Here is a 25,144-nt window from a genome sequence, read left to right as displayed (position 1 = left end):
ACCCAGGTCGCCTCCGAGCTGATGGGTGTGGACGCCACGACCATGGTGGCGGCTACCGAACGCGTGCTCGCCCAGCTGGTCGAATACTTCGACGTCGATTTCAGCTACGTGCGTCATACCGACCGCGAACGGCGAGCGACGGTCCTGGTCGCCGAATGGCCGCACCGTCAGCAGGTGCCCGATCCCGATCCGCTCGGCATCATCTACTTCGAGAGCGCCGACGGCGTCTTCCGTCAGCTCGAACATTCGACCGAACCGGTGCTGGCCAGGCCGACCCCCGAATTCGCGGACTACCAGGAGACGGTGCGACGCGCCTCGGGCATTCCGCAGGTCACCTCGGCCGCCATGCCGCTGCTCTCGCGCGGCGAGTCGACCGGGGTGCTCGGGTTCATCAAAGAGGGCGACCGCGAGTGGAGCACCAGGGAACTGAATGTGCTCAAGGCCATCGCGGCGCTGTTCGCCCAGCTCCAGGCGCGGGTCGTCGCCGAGGAGCGGTTGCGCTACATCGCGCTGCACGACGACCTGACCGGGCTGGCCAACCGCCGCGCGCTGCTCGAACACATGGAAGAGCGTCTGCGCGCGGGCTCCCCGGGACCGGTCGCCGCCTTCTTCCTCGACCTGGACCGGCTCAAGGCGCTCAACGATTTCCTCGGGCACACCGCGGGCGACAACTTCATCAGGACGCTGTCGTCGCGGCTGCGTGAGCATCTGGACCCCAACGACATGATCGCCCGTCTCGGCGGCGACGAATTCGTCATCGTGCCCGCCAAGCCGATGGACGCGGTCGCCGCGGAATACGAGGCGGCGCGGATCCAGCAGTTGATCGGCAGGCGGGTGACCGTCGGCGGTGAATCGGTCAGCCGTGGGGCCAGCGTCGGCGTCGCGGTCGGCATTCCCGGCGAGACCACCGTCGCCGACGTGCTGCGCCGCGCCGATCACGCCCTGCTGTCGGCCAAATCCGGGGGCGGCAACGGCGTCGCGGTCTTCACCGACGCCATGCGCGCGCAATTCGAACTCCAGGACGATGTCGAGCTGAATCTGCGCGGCGCGGTCTCCGACGGTTCCCTGCTCCTGCACTATCAGCCCGAGGTGGATCTGCGCACCGGTCGGATCGTCGCACTCGAGGCGCTGGTTCGCTGGATGCACCCGACCAGGGGTCTGCTGCCCCCGGCCGCTTTCGTCACCGTCGCCGAGGCTACCAACCTGGCCGGTGAGCTGGGGCGCTGGGTGATCAGGTCGGCCTGCGCGCAATTCGCGGAATGGCGGCGGCGCGGGTTGGCGGGCAATGTGGTCATGCGGATCAACGTCTCGCCGGTGCAGTTGGTCAGCCTGGATTTCGTCGAGCGCATCGAGGACATCCTGCGGCTGTTCGGCATCGACGGCAGTTCGGTCTGCCTGGAGATCACCGAACACGTCGTCGTCCAGGATCTGGCGCGCACCCAGGTCACCCTGCGCGGACTCAAACGCATGGGCGTGCAGATCGCCATCGACGATTTCGGCACCGGCTACAGCTCGCTGTCCCACCTCAAGGCGCTTCCGGTCGACGCGGTGAAGATCGATCGCGGCTTCGTGCAGCGACTCGGCGCGAGCACCGACGATCTGGCGATCGTGAAGTCCATCATCGGCCTGGCCGGATCGTTCGGTCTCGGCGTCGTCGGCGAGGGTGTCGAAACCGCCGTCGCCGCGCGCACCCTCGTCGGTCTGGGCTGCTATCGGGCCCAGGGATTCCTCATCGCCAGGCCGATGCCCGCGGATCAGGTGGAGGAACATCTGGCGCTCGGCCGGATTCCGCTCGATCTGGATCTGCCGCGCGTCGGGCGGACCCAGACCGCGCGCTGAACCGCGGTTTCGCGCGTTCTTCCCCAGCTGTTCACGCCCCGTTGAACGCTACAGTCCCCGGGGTAACGGTGCCGGGGCGACCATCGGCTGGTGCGCATCGTGCAGCTGGCGAACTTCTACGGTCCGCGGTCCGGTGGTCTGCGCACCGCGCTGCACCACCTCGGCGAGGGATATGTGAGGGCGGGACACGAGGTCGTCCTGATCGTGCCTGGTCCGCGTCGTGACGAAGAGGTGCTGCCGACCGGCGCGGTGCGAATAACCCTGCCCGCGCTGGCGATCCCGTGGACCGGCGGTTACCGCGCGGCCGATCCGCGCCGGGTGGCCGATGTGCTGGCCGGGCTCGCCCCCGACGTCCTCGAGGTGTCCGACCGGCTGACGCTGCGCGGTTTCGGACGGTGGGCCCGCCGCCGCGACGTGGCGAGCGTGATGATCTCGCACGAGCGGCTCGACCGGCTCCTCGGCCAGGTGATGCCGGGTTCGCTCGCGCGCCGCTGCGCCGACATCGCCAACCGTCGCACCGCCGAGGAGTACGACATCGTCGTCTGCACAACGGAATTCGCGCGCGCCGAATTCCTGCGGATCGGTGCGGCGAACGCGGAACTCGTACCGCTCGGGGTGGATCTCGATCTGTTCAGCCCGCGCAGGCGCGACGATCGGCTGCGCGCGGACCTCGGTGTCGGCGATCATCCGCTCCTGGTGCACTGCGGACGGCTCTCGGTGGAGAAACGGGTGGACCGCAGCATCGAGGCCGTCGGTGAACTGCGCAAGGACGGTGTGGCGGCGCGACTGGTCGTCGCGGGGGACGGGCCGCGTCGCGAGGCGCTCGAACGCAGGGCACGGAGTCTGCTCGCGCTGCCGGACGGATCACCCGCCGTGCACTTCACCGGATTCATCTCCGATCGCACCATGGTGGCGAAACTCCTGGCGACCGCGGATGTCTCGCTCGCGCCCGGTCCGCACGAGACCTTCGGGCTCGCCGCGCTGGAGGCGCTGGCCGCGGGCACCCCGGTGGTCGCGAGCCGTTCCTCGGCGCTGGTCGACATCGTCACGGCCGAATGCGGCGCGGTCGCCGCCGATCACCCGTCGGCCTTCGCGCACGCGGTCACCGACGTGCTCGCGCTGCCGACCGTGGGGCGGCGACGCGCCGCGCGAATCCGCGCCGAACAGTTCACCTGGCCGCGTGCGGTGGCGGGCATGCTCGACGTCCTCGGTCGGTGACCTGTCACAGATCGGCCGTAAGGCATGGGCCGTCGCGCGACCGGCCGAGTAGCCTGCGGGGACGAAGCGGGTGGAGTCGAGGACAGGGAGCAGCGGTGCGAGAACTCGGGCGTAGTACGATGCGCGGGGCGAAGGTACTGGTCACGGGTGCGGCGAGCGGAATCGGTCGGGCGACGGCGCTGGCCGCGGCCGACGCGGGGGCTCTGCTCGTGCTCACCGATATCGCCGAAGAGGGGTTGGCCCACACGGCCGAATCCATTCGCGCCGCGGGCGGAACCGTGCTGGCGAGCCGGGCGTTCGACATCACCGACTACGACGCGGTCACCGCGTTCGCCGCCGATATCCACGCCGAGCACGACGCCCTCGATATCGTCATGAACGTCGCCGGCGTCTCCGCGTGGGGCACCGTCGAGACGCTGGAACACCGGCACTGGCGGAATATGGTCGAGGTCAATCTGATGGGGCCCATCCACGTCATCGAGAATTTCGTGCCGCAGATGGTGCGGGCGGGCCGCGGTGGCGCACTGGTGAACGTGTCCTCGGCGGCGGGGTTGATCGCGCTGCCGTGGCACGCGGCCTACAGCGCGGGCAAATTCGGAATTCGCGGTGTCTCCGAGGTACTGCGCATCGATTTGCGCCGCCACGGTATTTCCGTGCACCTGGTGGCGCCGGGCGCGGTGAATACGCCGCTGGTGCACAGTGTGGATCTGGTCGGTGTGGACCGCGACGATCCCCGAGTACGCAAACTCACCGCGAAATTCACCGGGCACGCCATTCCGCCGGAACGGGTGGCGAACGCGATTCTGCGCGGCGTCGAACGCAATCGGTTCATCGTCTACAGCTCGTTCGATATTCGATTCGGCTTCTGGTGGGTGCGAAAGTTCCGCTACCCGTACGACTTCCTGATGCGGCGGGTCAGCGCCGCGTTCAGCAGGCTGTTGGTTTCGAAGAGCAGTTGAGGTGGGTGTCGAGGACGCGGGCGCCCGGGCCGTCGACGCCGAGCCGGTCGTGCTCGTTCACCAGTTTGCAGCTGCCCAGTGACAGGCAGCCGCAGCCGATGCAGCCGGTGAGGTTGTCGCGCAGGCGGATCAGCTGATTGATCCGGTCGTCGAGATCGGTGCGCCAGGTGGTGGACAGCGTCTCCCAGTCCCGCCTGGTCGGGGTGCGACCTTCGGGCAATTTGTCCAGCGCCGACCGAATCTCGCTGAGCGGTATGCCGACCCGTTGGGAAATGCGGATGAACGCGACCCTGCGCAAAGTCTCACGGGTGTACCGACGTTGATTCCCACTGGTGCGACGACTGCTGATGAGACCTTCGCGTTCGTAGAAGTGCAACGCGGAAACGGCCACTCCGCTACGCTCGGACAGTTGCCCGGGGGTCAGTTCCTTCGCTCGCCAATCGGCAGTCGACATGCACGCTCCTCCATTCACCTCAACAATACTTCAGGTTGATGGCGGCGGGTGTGAGATTCGGACACCGGCGTATGCGAAGGGCGAATTGCGTGCTCGGAAGCGATTCGCGAACTACGGTCGGATCATGGGAGCAGACGCGTTGCCAGGGGGGACCGGAGCGAGTCCGCCCGACGAGGCGCCCGGCCTCGCCGACGAAACGAGTCTCGGTGTGACCTCCGAGGTCGGCGCACTGCGTGCCGTGCTGCTGCACCGACCCGGCGACGAGCTGCGCAGGCTGACCCCACGCAACAACGATCAACTGCTGTTCGACGGCATCCCGTGGGTGGAGCGGGCCCAGCAGGAGCACGACACCTTCGCGAACGTCCTGCGCGATCGCGGCGTCGAGGTGCTGTTACTCGCCGACCTGCTCGCCGAGACCATCGCGGTCAGCGGCGCCGCGCGGATCCAGGGCATCTCCGCCGGGGTCGACGCGCGCCGCCTCGGGCACGCCCTCGCCGACGAACTCGCGGCCTACCTGCGCGGTGTGCCCGCCGCCGAACTCGCCGACATCCTCATGGCCGGGATGACCTTCGACGAACTGCCGTTCGGCCCGACCACGGCCTCGCTGGTGCGACGGATGCACCACGGCGCCGATTTCGTCATCGATCCGCTGCCGAACCTGCTGTTCACCAGGGATTCGTCGTTCTGGGTCGGACCGAGGGTCGCGATCACCTCGCTCGCGCTGCCCGCCCGGATGCGGGAGACCTCGCTCACCGATCTGATCTACGCCTTCCACCCGCGTTTCCTCGGGGTGCGCCGCGCCTACGAATCGCATACCGCGCCGATCGAGGGCGGTGACGTGCTGTTGCTGGCCTCGGGCGTGCTCGCTGTCGGCGTCGGCGAACGCACTTCGCCCGCAGGTGCGGAAGCCCTGGCGCGCAGTCTGTTCGACGACGAACTCGCCCATACCGTCCTGGTCGTTCCGATCGCGCAGAATCGCGCGACCATGCATCTGGACACGGTCTGCACGATGGTCGACACCGACGCCGTTGTCATGTACCCGGCCGTGCGGGACTCGCTGCGCGCGTTCACGATTCGCCGCGAGAACCACTACGGCGGACGCGGCGGCGGCGACGGGGTGTCGATGCGCGGGCCCGACCCGTTCCTACCCGCGGCCGCCGAGGCGATGGGGATCGGGAAACTGCGTGTGATCGATACGGGACTGGACGGAGTGACCGCCGAACGGGAACAGTGGGACGACGGCAACAACACCCTGGCGCTCGCGCCCGGGGTGGTCGTCGCCTACGAACGCAACGAAATGACCAATGCGCGACTGATGGACGCGGGCATCGAGGTGCTGCCCATACCCGGCTCCGAATTGGGGTCGGGGCGAGGCGGACCTCGGTGCCTGTCCTGTCCACTCGCCCGCGATGACGTGTGAGCCGCCATGTTCCAGTTCACGATCAACACCGCCTCTCCGATACCGCCCTACGAGCAACTACGCCTGGGCATCATCGCCAGGGTGCGGGCGGGAGAACTGACCGCGGGTACGAAGATCCCGACGGTGCGAGCCCTCGCGGCCCAGCTCGGGCTGGCCCCGAACACGGTGGCCCGCGCCTACCGCGAGCTGGAAGCGGACGGGGTGCTGGAGACCAGGGGCAGGCAGGGCTCGTTCATCGCGTCCTCCGGTGATCCGACCAGGGACGCGGCCGGGCGGGCGGCCAGCGAGTACGTCACGGCGGTGCGCAGGCTCGGCCTGGACGACGAGACCGCCGTGCGCTACGTGAAGGCGGCGCTCGAATCGCGGTGACGTGCTCCGGTGCGACCTCAGCGCCAGCTCGGCAACCACAGGTGGTCGTGCCAACTGCTCGGCGTGATGGGGTGGGCCACCAGAATCGGCCATAGCCACACGAAATTCGCGACGACCAGGCCCAGGTACAGGCAGACGGCCAGCAGTCCGAGACTGCGGCGTTCACTCGGTAGCGGGGGCAGGAACGCACCCGTGGGACTTCGGCGCGTGGCGAATTCCCTGGCGGGCCCGAGGATATCGCCGAGCACCAGCGCGATTCCCATCACCAGGAACGGGGCGAGCGGCACCGCGTAGAAGTAGTACATCTGCCGGTCGAGGGTGAGGAACCAGGGCAGCAGGCCCGCGCCGTAGCCGACGAGCACCGCGGTGTAGCGCCAGTCGCGGTGGGTGATCGCGCGCCACAGCATCCAGCCCAGGATCGGCAGCGCGATCCACCAGATGGCGGGGGTGCCGACGAGCATGACGGCCTTGACGCACTGGGATTGGCCGCAGCCCTCCACATTGGCGTCGGCGTAGTAGTAGAGCATGGGACGCAGGCCCATCGGCCAGGTCCACGGCTTGGATTCCCACGGGTGGTGATTGCCCGCCGAGTTGGTCAGTCCCTCGTGGAATTGCAGGGATTCGCCGCTGTAGTACCACAGCGACCGCAGCGCGTCGGGCACGAACGAGAAGGTGCCCCCCGGCCCGATCTGGTTGCCGACCGCGTACCTGTTCACCCCGGTCTCGCTGGCGAACCATCCCCAGTAACTCGCGAGATAGACCCCGAGCGGGATCAGGACCAGCGCGTACAGCGCGGGCCCGATATCGCGCACCGCCGTGCCGAACCAGGGGGCGCGCACCCCGTAGGTGCGCCGCGCCGCGAGGTCGAAGAACACGCTGAGCAGCCCGAACGCGACGATGAAATAGATGCCGGACCATTTGGTTCCGCACGCGAGCCCGAGCAGGACGCCCGCGCCGAAACGCCACCACCGCACACCGAGCCGCGGTCCCCACGACGTGTCGCCGATACGCCCCTGGGCCTCGGCGCGCGCGAGGCGATGCCGCACCTCGTCGCGGTCGACGATCAGACAGCCGAAAGCGGCGACGACGAACAACGCCATGAAGATGTCGAGCATGCCGATCCGCGAGGAGACGAAGGTCACCCCGTCGCAGATGAGCAGGATGCCCGCGATGGCGCCGATCAGCGTGGAACGCGCCATCCGCCGCACGATCCGGATGACCAGCAGTACCAGCAGCGTGCCCGCGACGAAGGCGCTGAACCGCCAGCCCCAGCTGTTGTAGCCGAAGACGGCCTCGCCGATGGCGATCATCTGTTTGCCGACCGGCGGGTGCACGACCAGGCCGTACCCCGGATTGTCCTCGACCCCGCCGCCGGTGAGCATCTGCCAGGCCTGCGGCGCGTAATGCTTCTCGTCGAAAACAGGGGTACGCGCGTCGGTGGGACTGTGCAGCAGGAACAACCGTGTCACGGCGGCGACGGCGGTCAGGATCGCGGTGACGACCCAGCCCCGCAGGGTGTCGGTCGGCCCGAAATCCGGGGACGGCCGCAGCGGGGCGGGACTCGACCACTGTGGCACGGTCCCGAACGGTGTGCTCGTACGGGAGGTCACCTGGGTCACGCCCCGATCGTATGCGGTTCCCGCCCGGCGGTCGCGCATCGGTGAGCACACCGCCGCCCCGCCGCCTGTCGGTCCCGGGATGTCTCGCACGACTGCCGAGTCAGCGCGAACCCGCCGACGCGGCCCCGGTCCGCGATGCCTGTTTCGCGTCTTCGTTACTCGAACCTCGTGATCCGGACCCGGTAGCGTGCGCCCTCCCGTTCGGCGCGACCGGCGGCCCGGCGGCGAGCACTAGGCTGCTGGTTGATCCGGCGACCGCCGGGGGTCAGGTCGAGGCGGGAGTGCGGTGACGGACGAATCGGCGGCAGGTGAACCGGCGGTGTCGGCGGGCGGTGTCAGTGGCAGATTGGTACTGGCCGCGACGCCGATGGGCGATGTCGGTGACGCGTCGCGGCGATTGCGCGAGGCACTGGCCACCGCGGATATCGTGGCCGCCGAGGACACCAGGCGAACCAGGGCGCTGGCGAAGGCGCTCGAGGTGGAGATCACCGGGCGGGTGGTCAGTTTCTACGATCACGTCGAGACCGCCCGCATTCCCACGCTGCTCGCCGATATCGAGGGCGGTCGGACCGTACTGCTGGTGACCGACGCGGGCATGCCCTCGGTGAGCGATCCCGGCTACCGCATGGTCGCCGCCTGCGTGGCACGCGACCTGCCGGTGACCTGTCTGCCCGGCCCGTCGGCGGTCACCACCGCCCTCGCCCTCTCCGCGCTTCCGGTCGAACGCTTCTGTTTCGACGGATTCCCGCCGCGCAAATCCGGCGCGCGCCGCGAATGGCTGCGCAGTCTCGCGGCCGAGCCGAGGGCCTGTGTGTTCTTCGAGGCCCCGCACCGGCTGGCCGACTGCCTGGCCGACGCGGTGCAGGTGCTCGGCCCCGATCGCCGCGCCGCGGTGTGCCGCGAACTCACCAAGACCTACGAGGAGATCGTGCGCGGCACACTCGCCGAATTGGCGGCGTGGGCGCAGGAGGGTGTCCGGGGTGAGATCACCGTCGTGCTGGCGGGCGCGGCGCCCGAATCCGCCGACCCGGCCGATCTGGTCGGCGAGGTCGAAACACTCACGGCGAGCGGGATGCGGCTCAAGGACGCGTGCGGCGAGGTGGCCGCCATGGCCGGGGTGTCACGGCGCGAACTCTACGACGCGGTCCTCACCGCACGTTCATCCGACGAGAGGATGATCGAGCCATGACGTCATTGGAGAAGAAAGCGAAAATCTTTCTCGAGCTGCACCAGCCGGGTAATCCGGCGGTGCTGCCGACAGTGTGGGACGCGTGGTCGGCGAACCTCGCCGTGTCCGCCGGTTTTTCCGCACTGACCCTCGGTAGTCATCCGGTCGCCGATTCGGTCGGCCGCAGCGACGGCGAGGGGATGACCTTCCTCGAGTTGCTCACCAGGGTCAGGCAGGTCACCGACGCCGTGACGGTGCCGGTGTCGGTCGATATCGAAGCCGGATACGGCCTCGAACCGGCGCAGCTCATCGAGGGACTGCTCGAGGCGGGCGCGGTCGGGCTCAATATCGAGGACACGGTGCACAGCGAGGGCAGGCGGCTGCGCACACCCGAGGAGCACGCCGACTTCGTGCGCGGGCTGCGCGAATTCGCCGACGCCGCGGGCGTGCACGTCGTCGTCAACGCGCGCACCGACCTGTTCCTGCGCAAGAACGGCGAGGAGGCCGACCGCGTCGACCGTGCCATCGCGCGGTTGAAACTGGCGGCCGAGGCGGGCGCGGATGTGCTCTATCCGGTCGGCAGGCATTCCGATGCCGATATGCGTCGCCTGACCGCCGAATTGCCGAGGCCCGTCAACGCGATCGGCATTCCCGACACCTCCGACAAGGCCGAACTCGCCGCACAGGGCGTCGCCAGGATCAGCTTCGGGCCCTACCTCCAGTTCGCGCTGGCCGAGGAGGCCAAGCGCCTGCTCGCGCGCTGGACGTAGCGAACCTGCGTCCGAATCGATGACGCCGACGTACCGGAACCGGTACGTCGGCGTCATCGGAATTCATTGGCACTACGCCTCTTTGGGCTCCACGTAGCGCGGATACACCGGTTCCGGCGCGGGCAGCGCGACACCGGGGGTGAGCGGGGTCGCGATATCGGCGAAGGTCCGGTTCTGCTGCGCGAGCAGATCCAGGATCTTCGCCGCCGATCCCGGCATCACCGGCTGCACCAGGATCGCGACGATCCGCACCACCTCGAGGGTGACGTACAGAACGGTCGCCATCCTGGCCAGATCCGCCTCGGTCCCCGATTTGCGCAGGGCCCACGGCTGCTGGGCCGAGAAATACCTGTTCGTCTCGCCGAGCGTCAGCCAGATCGCCTCCAGCGCGAGATGCATCTGCTGGGCGTCGAATTCGGCACGGCACCGGTCGAGCAGCGAATTCGCGCGGTCGAGCAGCGCGCGATCCTCTTCGGTGAATTCCCCCGGCGTCGGCACCGAGGCATCGCAGTTCTTGTTCACCATGGTGAGGCTGCGCTGCACCAGATTGCCGAATTCGTTGGCGAGGTCGGCGTTCATCCGGCCGACGATGGCCTCGTGGCTGTAACTGCCGTCCTGCCCGTAGGAGATTTCGCGGAGCAGGAAGAAGCGCAGCGCGTCCAGGCCGTATTCGTCGACGAGCGCGAGCGGGTCGACGACATTGCCGACCGACTTCGACATCTTCTCGCCCTTGTTGTACAGGAACCCGTGCACGAAAACACGTTTCGGCAATTCCACACCGGCCGACATCAGGAACGCGGGCCAGTAGACCGCGTGGAAACGGGTGATGTCCTTGCCGATGATGTGCACGTCCGCGGGCCAGAATTTCCCGAACGCGGCGGAATCGGTATCGGGGAAGCCGACGCCGGTGATGTAGTTGGTGAGCGCGTCGACCCAGACGTACATGACGTGATCGGGGTGGCCGGGCACCGGCACGCCCCAGTCGAAGGTGGTACGCGAGATCGACAGATCCTTCAGGCCCGCCTTGACGTAGCTGACGATCTCGTTGCGCCGGGTGGCGGGCGCGATGAATTCCGGGTGCTCGTCGTAGAGGGCGAGCAGTTTGTCCTGGTACTCCGACAGTGTGAAGAAGTAGTTGGACTCCTCGGTCCATTCGACCGGGGTCTTGGTGTCGGTGGAGATCCTGGTGCCGTCCTCCTGGACGGTGGTCTCCTCGTCGGTGTAGAACGCCTCGTCGCGCACCGAGTACCAGCCGGAGTAGTTGCCGAGGTAGATGTCGCCGCTGGCGAGCATCCGCTCCCAGATGGCCACGCTCGCGGTCTGGTGATCCGCGTCGGTGGTGCGGATGAAACGGTCGAAGGAGATGTCGAGCGCCTTGTCCATCGCCTCGAACACATCCGAATTGCGCGCCGCCAGCTCCTCCACCGGCACACCTTCGGTGGCGGCGGTCTGCTGCATCTTCTGGCCGTGCTCGTCGGTGCCGGTCATGAAGAACACGTCGTAGCCGTCGAGCCGTTTGAACCTGGCGATGGCGTCGGCCGAGATGTACTCGTAGGCGTGCCCGATATGCGGTGCGCCGTTGGGGTACGCGATGGCGGTGGTGACGTAGAACGCCGGGCGATCGGTGTCGCTCATGCCTGCGCCTGCCTGACATCAGGCTCCGGCACGACCGAACCGTCGGCGGTGGGGATGGATCGCTCGCTTCGCTCGCTCATGGTTTAACTACTGTAATGCGCGTGCATTCAGTCGCTCGATCGAATATCCCCGCATCCGGTGTGCTGTCACCGGCAGGCCGCCGATGAGCGCGAAACGGCCCGCGCCGGAACTGCCCGAACCGCTCGAACCGCTGGTCGACGCCCACACCCACCTGGATGCCTGCGGCGCGACCGACGCCGATTCGGTCCGGGTGATGGCCGATCGGGCGGCCTCGGCCGGGGTCGGCACCATCGTCACCGTCGCCGACGATCTGGCCGCCGCGCGGTGGGCGGTGCGCGCCGCGCACTGGGATCCGCGGGTGTACGCCGCGGTGGCATTGCATCCGACCAGGGCGAACGCTCTCGATGACGAGGCCAAGGCCGAGCTGGAACGGCTCGCCGCCGATCCGAGGGTGGTCGCGGTCGGTGAGACCGGGCTCGACTACTACTGGCCCGGAAAGCTCGAGGGCTGCGCGGATGTCGAAACCCAGATCGAGGGTTTCCGCTGGCATATCGATCTGGCGAAACGGTCGAAGAAGCCGCTGATGATCCACAATCGCGAGGCCGATCACGATCTGCTCACCGTATTGCTGGACGAGGGCGCGCCGTCGAAGGTGATCTTCCATTGCTTCTCGTCGGATACGAATATGGCGCTCGCGTGCGTGGGGGAGGGCTACTTCCTGAGCTTCTCCGGAACGGTGAGTTTCCGTAACGCGCACGAATTGCGCGAGGCCGCCAAGGTCGTCCCGGTCGAGCAGATCCTGGTGGAAACCGACGCACCCTATCTGACCCCGCATCCGTTCCGCGGAGCGCCGAACGAACCGTACTGCCTGCCGTACACGGTGCGCGCGCTGGCCGAATTGCGGGAGCAGGATCCGTTCGAGTTGGCCGAACTCACCACACTCAACGCGAGGCGCGTCTACCGGGTCTGAGATCGCGCGAATACCCGTTCGGCATCGCACTACACAGGTGTGTGATCCAGCTCACTTCTGGTCTCCATTCCGTGATTTACCTGCGGTGTCGAGATTTGTTCGTGATAACGGTCCGCGCAGTTCGCGTGTCGTCGGTTGTCGTGCCACCCCGGCTTCGTTATCGTGCTGTGACCATGTCCCCATTCGTGCGCATCAACCAGTCCAGATCGCCGCTGCTCTACGCGGCGATCGCGGCCCTGCTGATGACGCTGATCGTGGGTGCGGCGATGGCGATCGTGAACCGCAAGACCGTCACCGTCGTGGTGGACGGCGAGCAGACCACCGAGACCACCATGTCGCGCAATGTCGCCGGACTGCTGCGCGCCGCGGGCTTCGACGTCTCCGACCGCGACCTGGTGCGCCCCAATCCGGCCGCCGCGCTCGTCGACGGCGCGACGATCGTGTTCAACCGGGCCCGCGAGATCACCCTGACGATCGACGGCAAGGCGCAGAAGGTGTGGACCACCGGCGTGACCGCGGGTGAGGCCATGGAACAGCTGAAGATCTCCGCCGACAACTACGTCGCGCCCGCGCGCGGCGAGCGGTTGCCGCTGATCGGCGCCTCGATGCGGGTCTCGACCCCGCGCACCGTCGCGCTGCTCGACGGCATCGGCAATACCGTCGACGTGCGGCTGGCCGCGCCGACGGTCGGCGAATTCCTCACCGTCGCGGGTATTCCGCTCATCGAGCAGGACAGCGTGGAACCGGCCGCCGACACCCCGCTCACCGACGGGATGAAGGTGGTCGTCACCCGCCAGCGGATCGAGAAGCGCGTCGAGACGATGCCGCTGGATCCGCCGGAGAACGTCATCGAGGACGTCACGATGAATATGAGCCGCGCCATCGTCGAGGAGAAGGGCGCGCCCGGGGTTCAGGACGTCACGTTCGCGGTCACGATGCTCAACGGCTCCGAGATCGGCCGGGAGCAGATCGCCAGTACCGTCACCGTGCCCGCGCAGCCCAAGACGGTGCGCAAAGGCGCCAAACCGGGTACCGAGGTGCCCCCGGTACGCGACGGCGCGATCTGGGACGCGCTCGCGCGCTGCGAATCGACCGGCAACTGGGCGATCAACACCGGTAACGGCTACTACGGCGGTATCCAGTTCGACCAGAGCACCTGGGAGCGCCAGGGCGGCACCCGCTACGCGCCGCGTGCCGATCTCGCCACCAGGGAAGAGCAGATCGCGATCGCCGAAGTCACCCGCGCCAGGCAGGGCTGGGGCGCCTGGCCCGGCTGCACCGGCCGCCTCGGCCTCGGGTAGTCCGCGCCTTTCCCGACGTCGGGCACTTGGTAGGTTCTTCGGGTGTCAGAATCCGATACCTCCGTGCGTGGCAGCGCAGCTCTGCTCGGCCCCGCCGAGGTGCGAACGCTGGCGGAGCGTTTCGGGGTGCGTCCGACCAAACAGCTCGGGCAGAACTTCGTGCACGACGGCAATACGGTGCGTCGGATCGTCGCGGCGGCGGGTGTGGGGCGCGCCGACACCGTTCTCGAAGTGGGCCCCGGACTCGGTTCGCTGACCCTCGCCCTGCTCGACGTGGTGGATTCCGTGGTCGCCGTGGAAATCGATCCGCTACTCGCGCAACATCTTCCGGTCACCGTGGCCGACCGCGCGCCGGATTTGGCCGACCGACTGCGGGTGGTCGAGGCCGACGCGCTGCGGGTGGCCGCCGCCGACCTGCCCGCGGTGCCGACCGCGCTGGTCGCCAATCTGCCCTACAACGTCGCGGTGCCGGTGCTGCTGCATCTGCTCGCCGAGCTGCCGAGTCTCATGACCTCCCTGGTGATGGTGCAGGCCGAGGTCGCCGACCGGCTCGCCGCCGAACCCGGCGGCCGCGTCTACGGTGTCCCGAGCGTCAAGGCGGGTTTCTTCGGCACGGTGCGCCGCGCCGGCGCGGTCGGCACCCAGGTCTTCTGGCCGGTGCCGCGCGTGGAATCCGGTCTGGTCCGCGTGGAGCGCTACGCCGAACCGCCGTGGCCGACCGACGAGGAACACCGCCGCCGGGTCTTCGCCGTCGTGGACGCGGCCTTCGCGCAGCGCAGGAAGACCCTGCGCGCCGCGCTCGCCGGGTGGGCGGGATCGGCACCCGAGGCCGAGCGCAGGCTGATCGCGGCGGGGATCGCGCCGACCGCGCGCGGTGAGACCCTCGACACCGCCGCCTACGTCCGATTGGCCGCGCAGGCCTGAGTCGGGCTCGGGTCGACTCGTACGGTCCGACGATAAAAGCGGTCGTCCGAACAAACTGTGGATAACCGGTGTTTGCCTTCCTTCGGTCGACCGAAGGGCAGGGCGCGCCGGACCGTCGCCGGTACTGCCGAATCGACCTCACACTTCGATAAAAGGCCAGGTCGAACCCGGTGTATCGGCGAGATCAGGCGCGCGGGCCCGAACCTTTCACCGGTGTCCGCCACCCGTGTGACCGCCGCTGCCGGATGTGGATGGGCCTGTGAGTTTTTCCGAGCCCGTGGCCGAGGCGGTGAATTCCGCGGTGTGCACCGCGCCGCCGTGGGAGAAGTCCAGGTAGAGCCGGTAGTCGTCCGCGCTCGGGGCCTGCGCGTGGAATGTCACGTCCGGTCCGCGGGTGCCGTCGGTCTCCGGATGCACGTGCAGGTAGGCCAGATCCCCGGCGCGCAACGCGACCAAGTGGGCGTTGGCCCCGAGATAGGGATCGAGGTCGGTGACCGGTTTGCCGTCGCGCGAGATCGTGAAACGCAATTCCCCTCCGCGAGTGGTCAGCTCACCGTGGCGGGCGACCTGATAGCCGTCGACGTTCGCGGTGTCGGCGGGCGGGGGCAGCGGTGCGAGCGTCACCGGGCCCGCGACGTCGACGGTGCGGCCGAGTACCAGATCCTTTTGCTCCCCGGTGGTCTCGGGCACGAAATCGGCGAATACCCGGTAGCTTCCCGGCGCGGCCCACGTCCAGTCGGTCGACCAGACGCCCGCGGCGTCCATGCCCGGGTGCACGTGCCGGAATTCGGTGGCGTCCGAGCGGACGACGATGAGGTGCAATTTCTTCTCGTGCTGGGTGGTGAACCGTGTGACGGGTTCGCCGTCCGGCCCGATGATGCGGAATGTCAGGGGACCGGCCTGATTCGGCGCGGTGGGTGCGGTCAGGTCGACCAGGCGGTAGCCGGATTCCGAATCCGACAGCCCGCTTGCCGCCCCGGTCGCCTCGGCGTGATGCGCGCCGCGATCCACCGTCTCGTCCGGATCGCCGACCAGGGCTCCGATTCCGAGCGCGACGCCGAGCAGCGCGACGAGTCCACCGCCGACCGCGACGAATCTCAGCCGGTCCCGCATCAGACGGCGACCTCGTAGCCCGCCTCGTCGACGGCTGCCGCGATCGCGGCGTCGGTGACGGGTTCGGCGCTGTCCACGCGCACCGCGCCGGTCGCGAGGTCGACATCCACCGAGGTCACCCCGTCGATCCTGCCGATCTCCGTCTTGACCGAACTGACGCAGTGTCCGCAGGACATGCCCTTGACGGTGTAGGTGGCTGTGGCCATCTCCGACTCCTTCGCTCGTCGTCGATAATACGGTCCAGGGGTATCCGGACAATTCGAAGATACCCCCGAGGGGTACATGGTGCAAACAGTCGGTCGCGGGCTGTCGTCACCGAATCGCGACCGGCGGGTGAACGGCTCATATCGGTCGAGACGGGTGTCGTAGCCACCGGTTAGGCTTGAGCATCGTGTTGTCAGTAGTGCCAAGCCCAGTCATCGTGCGCGCGCCGTCGAAGGTGAATCTGCACCTCGGAGTCGGCGATCTGCGCGCGGACGGCTATCACGATCTGACGACCGTTTTCCAGGCGCTCTCGCTGAGCGACGATCTACGGATCGCCCCGTCCACGGTACTGAGTGTGCGCGTCACCGGCGAGGGCGCGGCGCAGGTGCCGACCGATCGGACCAATCTCGTCTGGAAGGCGGCGGTGCGGCTCGCGCACCTCGCCGGTCGCGCGCCCCTGGTCGAGATCGCGATCACCAAGGGCATTCCGGTCGCCGGTGGGATGGCGGGCGGCAGCGCGGACGCCGCCGCCGCGCTCGTCGGGCTGAACGAACTCTGGGAACTCGGGCTCGCCCGCGACGAATTGGCCGTGATCGCCGCCGAACTCGGCAGCGATGTGCCCTTCTCACTGCACGGCGGCACCGCGCTCGGCACCGGCCGGGGCGAACGGCTGCTGCCCGTGCTGTCCCGCAATACCTTTCACTGGGTGCTCGCCCTGGCCAAGGACGGACTGTCGACGCCGTCGGTCTTCGCGGAACTGGACCGGCTGCGCGCCAACGGTGATCCGCCCCGCCTCGGCGAACCGCAGGACCTCATGCAGGCACTCGCCTCGGGTGACCCGGCCCAGCTGGCCCCGCTGCTCGGCAACGACCTTCAGGCCGCCGCCCTGTCGTTGAAGCCGGAACTGCGCAGGACACTGCGCGCGGGCGTCACGGCGGGTGCGCTGGCCGCCCTGGTCTCGGGCTCGGGACCGACCTGCGCCTTCCTCTGCGAGAGCGCGGATTCCGCGATCTCGGTCGCGGCGGAACTGGCGGGCGCGGGCGTCACCCGCAGCGTGCGCACCGCGAGCGGGCCCGTCCCCGGCGCGCGCGTGATCGGCGACGAGGCGCACGGTAAGCGCTGATCGGCGCGGAACCGGACACGGCGGGCGCGTTACGCTTGCCGGGGCACGCAGCGCGCTGCCCGCGCGACCTTCGGAAGGATCCATGTCCAACCTGATCAACCTCGAACAGGTGTCCAAGAGCTTCGGCATCACGCCGCTTCTGGACAATGTGTCGCTCGGCGTACACGCCGGTGAACGCATCGGTGTCGTCGGCCTGAACGGCGGCGGTAAGACCACGCTGCTCGAGGTGCTGACCGGGATCGAGGCGCCCGACTCGGGTCGGGTGAGCCGGGTCGGCGGATTGCGCGTCGCCGTGGTCACCCAGCGCGGGGTGTTGCTTCCCGGGTCGACGGTGGGATCGATCGTGCTCGCGGGTCTCGCCGACGATCAGAGCGTCGGCGGCTCCCACGATCTGGCCGAACACGAATGGGCGTCGAATCCGCGGATCCGCTCGGTCATCGAGGGCATCGGCATCGAGGGCCTCGGCATGGACGCCTCGGTGGACAACCTCTCCGGCGGGGAACGTCGCCGGGTCGCGCTGGCCGCCGCGCTGGTGCGTGATCTCGACCTGCTCGTCCTGGACGAGCCGACCAACCACCTCGACGTCGAGGGTGTGCAGTGGCTGGCGCGGCATCTGACCGCGCGGCGCAGCGCGCTCGTCGTCGTCACCCACGATCGCTGGTTCCTCGACACCGTCGCCACGAATACCTGGGAGGTCGTCGGCGGCAAGGTCGAGAGTTACGAGGGCGGGTACGGCGACTGGATCTTCGCCAGGGCCGAACGCGCGAGGCAGTCCGACGCGAGCGAGGCCCGCCGCAGCAATCTGGCGCGCAAGGAGTTGGCGTGGTTGCGACGCGGCGCGCGGGCGCGCACCTCCAAGCCGCGCTACCGGGTCGAAGCGGCCGAGGCGCTCATCGCCGATGTGCCGGCCCCGCGCGACAGTGTCTCGCTGGCCGCGTTCGCCCGCAAACGTCTCGGCCGCGTCGTGATCGAACTCGAGGACACCACCCTCACCACCCCGGACGGGCGGGAACTGGTGCGCGACCTCACCTGGCGTCTCGCGCCGGGCGAGCGTGTCGGTCTGGTCGGGGTCAACGGTTCGGGCAAGACCACCCTGTTGCGCGCGCTGGCGGGCGAGGTGGAACCGGCCGCGGGCAAACGGATTCAGGGCCAGACCGTCCAGATCGGCTGGCTGCGACAGGAACTCGACGACCTGCCGGTCGATATGCGGGTGCTCGAAGCCGTCCAGCAGGTCGCGCAGCGAATCATGCTGGGCGACAAGGAGATCTCCGCCGGTCAACTCGCCGAGCGGCTCGGGTTCACCCCCGCGCGTCAGCGCACCCCGGTCGGTGATCTGTCCGGCGGCGAGCGCAGGCGACTCCAGCTCACCCGCATCCTGATGGCCGAACCGAATGTGCTGCTGCTCGACGAGCCGACCAACGATCTCGATATCGACACCTTGCAGCAGTTGGAGGATCTGCTCGACAACTGGGCGGGCACCCTGGTCGTCATCAGCCACGATCGCTATCTCATCGAACGCATCGCGGATTCGACGTGGGCGCTGTTCGGCGACGGGAAACTCACCAACCTGCCCGGCGGCATCGACGAATACCTGAAAAAGCGTGCGGCACAGGGGGAGACCTCTGGCAAACCGGGCGACGGCAAAGCGGTCGTTACGGCGGCCACGGCCACCGATTCCGCCGCCTACCGCGCCGCCCGCAAGGAATTGTCCAAACTCGAACGCGCCATCGACAAACTCACCGAGCGCGAGCGGAAACTGCACGCGGCGCTGGCCGACGCGGCCACCGAGCCGGACCGGCTCGTCACGCTCGGCGCCGAACTCAAACAGGTGCTCGCCGACAAGGAGATCGCCGAGGAACGCTGGATGGAACTGGCCGACGAATCCTGAGACGTCAGCTGGTGCCGGAGGCGCGGCCGTCCTGTACGACCACCGGAAGGCAGGTCTGCACGAAATCCGCGCCGAATCCGGTGAGCACGATGCTGCGGTAGTACACCTTGGTCCCGAATCCTGAGCGCTTGAGCACTTCCCGCACCGGCGACTGCGCCTCGAGGATCTGGTAGCGGTTCGGATTGCCGACCGGTTCGCGCGCGAAGTCGATCAGCCCGAGTCGGCGCAGGTTGGGCAGATACTGCTGGATCCGGTTCGGGAAACGCAGGCCCGCGTGGTCACCGATCAGATTGAGTCCCGACACGACCCGCTCCGCGCCGAGTCCGCGCGGACGCCCGGTGCGGATATCGATGGAAGGCTGCGGGCCGTCCATGTGCAGGAAACGCAGGATGCGGGCTTCGTCGGGGGTCAGATCGGCGAGCATCCGCGCGAAGGCGGGGTGGATCTCCCCGGCGTCGGCGTGGGTGCTCGCGGACAGTTTCAGCAGCGCCGCGCCCTGTTCGCGCAGTGTCGGCACCTCGGCGTCCCGGCTGGTGGCCGGTGCGGAGGAAATACCGAGGGCTTTGCGGACCGCGCCCTTGAATTCGGCTTCGGCCTCGGCGAGGACCTCCCGCGTCGGCGTGCCCGCGATACTGCCGCGCACCACGGCGGCGCCGACGCCGAGCGCGGTGTCGACACTCCACGCGGTCACCGCGCCCGCGGCCGTGACCGCGACCTTGGCGACGCCGGTGGCGGCGCGCACGGTGTCACGAGCGGAAGGGCGGTGGCGTCCGTGTTCGGGAAGATCGACCGTGCCTGCCGGCCGTCGCGCCAGTTCCGTGGAAGGCGTCGGCGACACCGACTCGACGGTTCCGGAGGGCTCGACGGCCTCGATATCGCCGCCGTCGCCGTCCGTATCCGTCATAGCCATGTCGTCGCCACTCCCGTTCCGAAGATCAGGATATGAGCGTATCCGGCGAACAGCCCGAGCACACCGCCATGCAGAAAAAGGAGCCATTCGTCCTGTTTGATGGCCGCTCGCAGCATATCCACGAAGTCGTTGGGCGAGAGCGCCGACATCTGTTTGGCGATGTAGTCGTTGATCTGCTTGCCCTGGCGGACGTTGAACTCCGGGTCCGCGAAGGCGATGGGGGCGATTCCCATGGCCTCGGTGGTCAGGGTGGATTGCAGCGAGTCGTACTCGCGGCTGCCGAGCATGAACTTGACCGCGGGCCTGGCCGCGCCGAGCGCGCGGTCGGCGGCGGGGCGCAAGGTGTCCTCCAGCATCTGCATGGTGCGGTCCGAGCGCGGGCCGTTGAGCAGTTCGTCACCGATATTGGCGACCGTCATGACCTGGCTCGATACCAGTTCGGCGTAGCCCGCGGTGATCTCGTCCTGGCGTTTGATCAACAGACCCTGCCGCCACGGGCACCACCATTTCGGGTAGGCGGGCGCGAAGATCATGTTCAGGCCGACGTAGTTGACCACCCAGCCGATGATCACACCGCCGATCGGCAGTAGGACCAGACTCGACCAGCCCGTCAGGTGCAGCACGCCGACCAGCACCACACCCATCGGCGCGCCGAAGTAGAAACCGAAGTTCTGCATGAACCGCAGTTCCTTCGCGCCGAGCACCTGGAACAGCGTATTGAGCAGATGCGGCCTGGCTTGGAAGTACCGGATCACCATTTGCTTGACGTCGATCAGTTGATCGATATTCGCGCCGAGTTCATTCGTCAGTTCCAGCAGAATCTCGGGCAGCTGCTGCTTGACGCGCGCGTGCACCATCTCGCGCACCTGGGTCGGCAGGTTGTACCAGAACTGCGGATGTTCGCGGCGCAGGATTTCCTCGACGATGTCGCGGATCTGTGCGTCGGCGATGGACGTCAGATGTTCGGCGAGTTTGTCCGGCTCCAACTCCCGATAGAAGTCGGCCACGCTGCCGAGTTTGGCCAGCCCTTTGTCGACGGCGATGCTCGCCATTTTGTCGGCGCGGGACGGAACGATGCCCTGCCAGCCGATTCGCCCGTCGTAGCTCAGCAGCGGAAGAACCTGAATTCGCTTGGGCAGGAAGGGGAAAACCGCACGAAGACCGGGTAGCCGGACCCCGTGGAAAGCGATCGGCTTGAACAGCATCAAGATGCCGGTCCAGTTCGTGATGTAACCGATCACGCCAGTGAAGAGCGGAATGGTCACAAGCTCGAGAAGGATTGTCGGGTGGATTCCGAAAATATTCTCCAGCACGACACCCTCCTGCAGGTACAACCGGTGGTCCGCCGCCTCACCGGCACCCCAAACTAGCACCCCTGGGCGTGCTGGACCCCATTGTGAGCTGTCGAGCCGTGTCGGATTCGACGCCGCGCCGACAGCCGTGCGCCGGAGATATCGGTCACAGTGCGCGGCGGTAATGTCGCAGCCCGGTGCGGCTGCGGCGACAATGGCCACCACCACATTCCGGCGCGGGGTGGCACGGATGTGGACAGGGGTGGCCCGGAGAACGCCGAGTTCGGCGTACCTGGAAGGCTGACGGACAATAGTCTCGGGCAGACAGACTCGTTCACTTGGCAATACATCGGAGTAGACGTGGCAGACGACAGGGCCGGACAGGACATCACCCGAGCCGGTTCCCGCTCCGTGGAACGCAGCTCGGATGTCGAAGAGCGGCAGATCAGCAACGAGGCCAGGCTGATCCGCGGTGTGTTCCGCGCGGCGGGACTCGCGGCGGGCACCGCCGTGCGCGGTGGACAGTGGGCGGTCAACACCTCCTACGAGGTCACCAAGGAGATCACCAAGGCCGCGCTCGACGGTGAGTCGTCGGCCGATATCGCCGACCGCACCGGCAACGCCCTGCGCGCCATCGCCCGCAGCGCGCTCGGCGTCACCGAGGGTTCGGTGCGCGAAATCGTCAGTTATGTACCGACTCCCGGCAACGGCAACGGCACCGGCACCGCGGGCGCGCAGCCGGTGGCGATCGGTTCGCATCTGCGTTCGGCCACCACGCAGGAATTACGCCGTCGCGGTGACGCGCTGCTCGCCCGTTCGGCCGACGTGTACTTCACCGAGGACGTGCACCCCGCCTACGACCGCATCCTCGATGAACTCGCCCCCGACGAGGCGCGCATCCTGCGCTTCATGGCGCTCAACGGTCCGCAGCCCGCGGTGGATGTACGGACCAATCGTCCGCTCGGTATCGGTTCGGAACTGGTGCGCGGCGATCTCACCTCGGTGCCGGAGCAGGCGGGCGTTCGCTACCCGGACCGTGCCCGCCCGTATCTGATCAACCTCAACCGCCTCGGCCTGACCTCGACCTCCGACGATCCGGTGGTGTTGAGCCGGTACATGGTCCTGGAAGTGCAGCCGGTTGTCGAGGCCGCGTTGAAGAAGGCCGGTCGCGCGCCCAAGATCGTGCGCAAGAGTTTGCGGCTGACCGAATTCGGCGAGGATTTCTGCCGGACCTGCTTCACGATCGGAAATTGATCTTCCGACCCCGCCGCATACGCAATAGGCTCGTCTGGTGATAGCAATCTGATACAGATCTCCCCCAAATCGTGAGGCATGGCAGCTTCGGATGGGATCGTTGAGATATGCATCAGGGAAGCGGCGAGCAGTGGCGTGGCGACCCGGGGGCGAACGCCGCCGAAAGGCACGTCGGCGACACGACCTCCGAGAGCGTCACGACCGTTGCCGAGGTGAACGGGGCGACCGAGGCGCCGACCCCCGCCGGTGACGGCCGCCCCGGCGCCGACGACGATGTCACCGCCGGTGCTGTCGTCACCGACGACCCGACCGCGCCGGACGGCGAGCAGGCGGACCCGGCCATCGCCGCCGACGAATCCGCGGCCGACGAGATGAATCCCAACGGTGACCCCCGCATCCGCACCACCCCTCAGCGGCGCGACGAACGCGGGGTCGATGACATCTCCGCAATCAGCAGGCTGAAATTCCGCTATCTGCGCACACTCGACACGAAAGAGTGGGAAGAGTTCGCGGACACGATGATTCCCGAGGCCACCGCCACCTACAGCGAATATCTTCAATTCGAATCCCGTGACGCGTTCCTCGCATTCATGCGCAATACTCTCGGTCCGCACGTCATCACCGAGCATCGCTGCGACCACCCGGAAATCGACGTCGACGGCGATACCGCGACCGGTACCTGGTACCTGGCCGATACCGTCCTCATTCCCGAGCACAACATGCTGTTGCGCGGGGCCGCGTTCTACACCGACCGCTACGTGCGCTGCGAGGACGGACAGTGGCGGATCGCGCACACCGGATACGAACGCTCCTACGAGGTGGTGCTCTCGCTGAGCGATCTGCCCAGCCTGCGCCTGACCTCCAGTCGCTGGGGGTTGATCGCGCGCGAGAGCGGAATCGCGCCGGTCGAACGGGATCCCGGCGCCGCGCCGGTGCGGCGCGAACCCGAGTCGCGGTAGTCAGTCCGCGGTCGCGACCAGCGGTTCCAGCAGCAGTTTCGGATGCTCCTTCTCGATGTACTGCAACCGCCATTTGTCACTGAACAGCGCGAGAATCGCACCGTCGGTGCGGGTGAACACCTCGACGCCGCGCTGACGATCGAGTTCGGGAGCCGATTCCGCGTCGGTGCGCCGCGCGAGGGTGTAGCCGAGGAATTCCATTTTCGTCTCGACATTGAATTCGGCCATCATCCGGGCGGTGACCACCTCGAACTGCATCGGACCGACGGCGGCGAGCACGGGGGAGGCGTCACCGCGCAGATCGTTGCGCAACACCTGCACCACGCCCTCGGAATCGAGCTGGTCGATCGCCTTGCGGAACTGTTTGTACTTACCCGCGCTCTGCGCGCGCAGGGCGGCGAAATGTTCGGGCGCGAACGAGGGAATCGGCGGGAATTCCACTTTCTTGTCCACGAAAAGGGTGTGGCCAGGGGCGAGCGCGGTCGCGTTCACGAGTCCGACCACATCGCCCGGATAGGCGGTGTCGACCGTGGTGCGTTCGCGGCCGAAGACGGTCAGCGCGTATTTCGTCGCGAACGGTCTGCCGGTCTGGGCGTGCGTGACCACCATGCCGCGCTCGAATTCGCCGGACACGATGCGCATGAACGCGAGCCGGTCGCGATGGGCGGCGTCCATCCCCGCCTGGACCTTGAAGACCACCGCGCTGAACGGGGCGCCGGTCTCGCGCGGCGTGCCGTTGATGTCGGCGCGCGCGGCCGGGGCGGGGGCCAGCGCGACCAGCGTCTCCAGCAGTTGCCTGACACCGAAGTTCAGCATCGCGGAGGCGTAGATAACCGGGGAGGTCTGACCGGCCAGGAACATCTCCTGGTCGTGGTCCTGCCCGGTGGCCGAGAGCAGTTCGCTCTCCTCGGCCGCGGTCTCCCACGCCTCGCCCTCGCGCTCGCGTGCCTGGTCCGGGGTCAGCGATTCCTCGGGGGCGATGGTCGCGCCGCCCGCGGTCCGGGTGAAGTGGATGTACTCGACGGCCGCGCCGTCCTCGCCGCGGCGCAGCAGGCCGCGGAAATCGCCCGCGATACCGACAGGGAGGAACAGCGGGGTCGGAGTGAGGCCGATGCGCTCGTTGATCTCGTCGAGCAGTTCCAGCGGCGCCTGACCCGGTCTGTCCCATTTGTTGATGACGGTGACGACCGGAATACCGCGGTGGCGGCACACCTGGAACAGTTTCAACGTCTGCGGTTCCAGGCCCTTGGCGGCGTCGATCAACATGACCGCCGCGTCGACGGCGGTGAGCACGCGATAGGTGTCCTCGGAGAAATCCGAGTGACCGGGGGTGTCGACCAGATTGATGACATTGTCGATATCCGAGCCCGCGGCGCGGTAGTTGAACTGCAACGCGGTGGAGCTGACGGAGATGCCTCGGGCCTTCTCCATCTCCATCCAGTCCGAGACCGTCGACTTGCGTCCGGCCTTGCCGTGGATGGCGCCCGCCTCGGAGATCATCCTGGCGTGCAGCGCGAGTGCCTCGGTCAGCGTCGACTTGCCCGCGTCGGGGTGCGAGATCACCGCGAACGTGCGTCGACGCGAGACTTCGGCGGGCAGTCCGCGCGGCGTGGGAGCGACGACATCCTCAGGGGCGGTCACGGAACAACCTTTCACTTCACGACCGATCGGCAACCGCTCCAGCGTACGTGACGGCCGATGTCGGCTCGTCGCCGCGCCGCTCACCACCACCCC

Annotated in this window: 22 protein-coding genes; 14 read left to right on the top strand and 8 right to left on the bottom strand. The window is 67.8% G+C overall.

The annotated features are described in order from the left end of the window. Positions 1-21: 21 nt before the first annotated feature. The 3 genes from OG225_RS29645 (at position 22) to OG225_RS29635 (ending at position 4,016) form a co-directional block, all read left to right on the top strand. Positions 22-1,839 (top strand): bifunctional diguanylate cyclase/phosphodiesterase, encoded by a 1,818-nt coding sequence (locus tag OG225_RS29645; RefSeq protein ID WP_216914515.1) that lies wholly within the window; start codon positions 22-24, stop codon positions 1,837-1,839. A 90-nt stretch (positions 1,840-1,929) separates the two neighbouring features. Continuing rightward, positions 1,930-3,057, top strand: coding sequence for a glycosyltransferase (locus tag OG225_RS29640; RefSeq protein WP_405178239.1), 1,128 nt, complete (start codon positions 1,930-1,932; stop codon positions 3,055-3,057). Between the two features lie 119 nt (positions 3,058-3,176). Next, positions 3,177-4,016, top strand: coding sequence for an SDR family oxidoreductase (locus OG225_RS29635; protein WP_405183409.1), 840 nt, complete (start codon positions 3,177-3,179; stop codon positions 4,014-4,016). On the opposite strand, the gene soxR is transcribed toward OG225_RS29635, so the two are convergent. Beyond that, entirely contained in the window at positions 3,985-4,470 is a 486-nt protein-coding gene (gene soxR, locus OG225_RS29630; RefSeq protein ID WP_109527813.1) for a redox-sensitive transcriptional activator SoxR, read from the bottom strand. The two genes, OG225_RS29635 and soxR, sit on opposite strands and share 32 nt — an antisense overlap. Before the next feature lie 124 nt (positions 4,471-4,594). On the opposite strand from soxR, the gene arcA reads away from it, so the two are divergent. Beyond that, a complete protein-coding gene (gene arcA, locus OG225_RS29625; protein ID WP_216914474.1) occupies positions 4,595-5,890 on the top strand; it encodes an arginine deiminase in 1,296 nt (431 codons plus the stop codon). 6 nt (positions 5,891-5,896) lie between these two features. Next, the gene (locus tag OG225_RS29620; protein WP_405178238.1) at positions 5,897-6,259 is read left to right on the top strand and encodes a GntR family transcriptional regulator; all 363 of its coding nucleotides are present in this window, start codon (positions 5,897-5,899) and stop codon (positions 6,257-6,259) included. Positions 6,260-6,276: 17 nt separating this feature from the next. On the opposite strand, the gene OG225_RS29615 is transcribed toward OG225_RS29620, so the two are convergent. Further along, positions 6,277-7,917: a dolichyl-phosphate-mannose--protein mannosyltransferase gene (locus OG225_RS29615; protein ID WP_405178237.1), complete on the bottom strand. Its 1,641-nt coding sequence runs from the start codon at positions 7,915-7,917 to the stop codon at positions 6,277-6,279. A gap of 247 nt (positions 7,918-8,164) precedes the next feature. On the opposite strand from OG225_RS29615, the gene rsmI reads away from it, so the two are divergent. Together rsmI and OG225_RS29605 are read left to right on the top strand one after the other, a co-directional pair. Continuing rightward, on the top strand, positions 8,165-9,067 hold the full coding sequence (gene rsmI, locus OG225_RS29610) for a 16S rRNA (cytidine(1402)-2'-O)-methyltransferase (RefSeq protein WP_405178236.1): 903 nt from the start codon (positions 8,165-8,167) through the stop codon (positions 9,065-9,067). Continuing rightward, positions 9,064-9,816, top strand: a complete 753-nt coding sequence (locus tag OG225_RS29605; RefSeq protein ID WP_405178235.1) for an isocitrate lyase/phosphoenolpyruvate mutase family protein — start codon at positions 9,064-9,066, stop codon at positions 9,814-9,816. The genes rsmI and OG225_RS29605 overlap by 4 nt, the downstream gene beginning before the upstream one ends. A 72-nt stretch (positions 9,817-9,888) precedes the next feature. Here the strand turns inward: OG225_RS29605 and metG are convergent, their stop codons facing one another. Next, a complete protein-coding gene (gene metG, locus OG225_RS29600; protein ID WP_405178234.1) occupies positions 9,889-11,451 on the bottom strand; it encodes a methionine--tRNA ligase in 1,563 nt (520 codons plus the stop codon). Positions 11,452-11,614: 163 nt separating this feature from the next. On the opposite strand from metG, the gene OG225_RS29595 reads away from it, so the two are divergent. The 3 genes from OG225_RS29595 (at position 11,615) to rsmA (ending at position 14,667) form a co-directional block, all read left to right on the top strand. Then, entirely contained in the window at positions 11,615-12,442 is an 828-nt protein-coding gene (locus tag OG225_RS29595) for a TatD family hydrolase (RefSeq protein WP_405178233.1), read from the top strand. 173 nt (positions 12,443-12,615) lie between these two features. After that, positions 12,616-13,743 carry a transglycosylase family protein gene (locus OG225_RS29590; protein ID WP_405178232.1) on the top strand — a complete coding sequence of 376 codons (1,128 nt, stop codon included), beginning with the start codon at positions 12,616-12,618 and terminating at the stop codon, positions 13,741-13,743. 42 nt (positions 13,744-13,785) lie between these two features. Beyond that, positions 13,786-14,667, top strand: a complete 882-nt coding sequence (gene rsmA / locus OG225_RS29585) for a 16S rRNA (adenine(1518)-N(6)/adenine(1519)-N(6))-dimethyltransferase RsmA (RefSeq protein WP_405178231.1) — start codon at positions 13,786-13,788, stop codon at positions 14,665-14,667. A 207-nt stretch (positions 14,668-14,874) separates the two neighbouring features. On the opposite strand, the gene OG225_RS29580 is transcribed toward rsmA, so the two are convergent. Together OG225_RS29580 and OG225_RS29575 are read right to left on the bottom strand one after the other, a co-directional pair. Beyond that, the gene (locus tag OG225_RS29580; RefSeq protein WP_405178230.1) at positions 14,875-15,780 is read right to left on the bottom strand and encodes a hypothetical protein; all 906 of its coding nucleotides are present in this window, start codon (positions 15,778-15,780) and stop codon (positions 14,875-14,877) included. Beyond that, complete coding sequence (locus tag OG225_RS29575; protein WP_216914490.1) at positions 15,780-15,986, bottom strand: heavy-metal-associated domain-containing protein; 207 nt, start codon at positions 15,984-15,986, stop codon at positions 15,780-15,782. The genes OG225_RS29580 and OG225_RS29575 overlap by 1 nt, the downstream gene beginning before the upstream one ends. A 185-nt stretch (positions 15,987-16,171) precedes the next feature. Between OG225_RS29575 and OG225_RS29570 the strand changes: the two genes are divergently transcribed. Next, positions 16,172-17,107, top strand: coding sequence for a 4-(cytidine 5'-diphospho)-2-C-methyl-D-erythritol kinase (locus OG225_RS29570; protein ID WP_109527948.1), 936 nt, complete (start codon positions 16,172-16,174; stop codon positions 17,105-17,107). Between the two features lie 82 nt (positions 17,108-17,189). Next, entirely contained in the window at positions 17,190-18,995 is a 1,806-nt protein-coding gene (locus tag OG225_RS29565) for an ABC-F family ATP-binding cassette domain-containing protein (protein ID WP_405178229.1), read from the top strand. A gap of 4 nt (positions 18,996-18,999) precedes the next feature. Here the strand turns inward: OG225_RS29565 and OG225_RS29560 are convergent, their stop codons facing one another. Together OG225_RS29560 and OG225_RS29555 are read right to left on the bottom strand one after the other, a co-directional pair. After that, positions 19,000-19,899 carry an Abi-alpha family protein gene (locus tag OG225_RS29560; protein WP_405178228.1) on the bottom strand — a complete coding sequence of 300 codons (900 nt, stop codon included), beginning with the start codon at positions 19,897-19,899 and terminating at the stop codon, positions 19,000-19,002. Then, positions 19,896-21,218 carry a DUF445 domain-containing protein gene (locus OG225_RS29555; RefSeq protein ID WP_405178227.1) on the bottom strand — a complete coding sequence of 441 codons (1,323 nt, stop codon included), beginning with the start codon at positions 21,216-21,218 and terminating at the stop codon, positions 19,896-19,898. The genes OG225_RS29560 and OG225_RS29555 overlap by 4 nt, the downstream gene beginning before the upstream one ends. 339 nt (positions 21,219-21,557) lie before the next feature. On the opposite strand from OG225_RS29555, the gene OG225_RS29550 reads away from it, so the two are divergent. Together OG225_RS29550 and OG225_RS29545 are read left to right on the top strand one after the other, a co-directional pair. Continuing rightward, positions 21,558-22,451 carry an Abi-alpha family protein gene (locus OG225_RS29550; protein ID WP_405178226.1) on the top strand — a complete coding sequence of 298 codons (894 nt, stop codon included), beginning with the start codon at positions 21,558-21,560 and terminating at the stop codon, positions 22,449-22,451. Between the two features lie 371 nt (positions 22,452-22,822). After that, positions 22,823-23,410, top strand: coding sequence for a nuclear transport factor 2 family protein (locus tag OG225_RS29545; RefSeq protein WP_405183408.1), 588 nt, complete (start codon positions 22,823-22,825; stop codon positions 23,408-23,410). Here the strand turns inward: OG225_RS29545 and OG225_RS29540 are convergent, their stop codons facing one another. Beyond that, the gene (locus OG225_RS29540) at positions 23,411-25,051 is read right to left on the bottom strand and encodes a peptide chain release factor 3 (protein ID WP_405178225.1); all 1,641 of its coding nucleotides are present in this window, start codon (positions 25,049-25,051) and stop codon (positions 23,411-23,413) included. Positions 25,052-25,144: the final 93 nt, after the last annotated feature.

It is taken from the genome of Nocardia sp. NBC_01377 (assembly GCF_045040005.1).
Lineage (GTDB): Bacteria > Actinomycetota > Actinomycetes > Mycobacteriales > Mycobacteriaceae > Nocardia > Nocardia noduli.
This window is presented reverse-complemented; position numbering and strand designations above follow the sequence as displayed.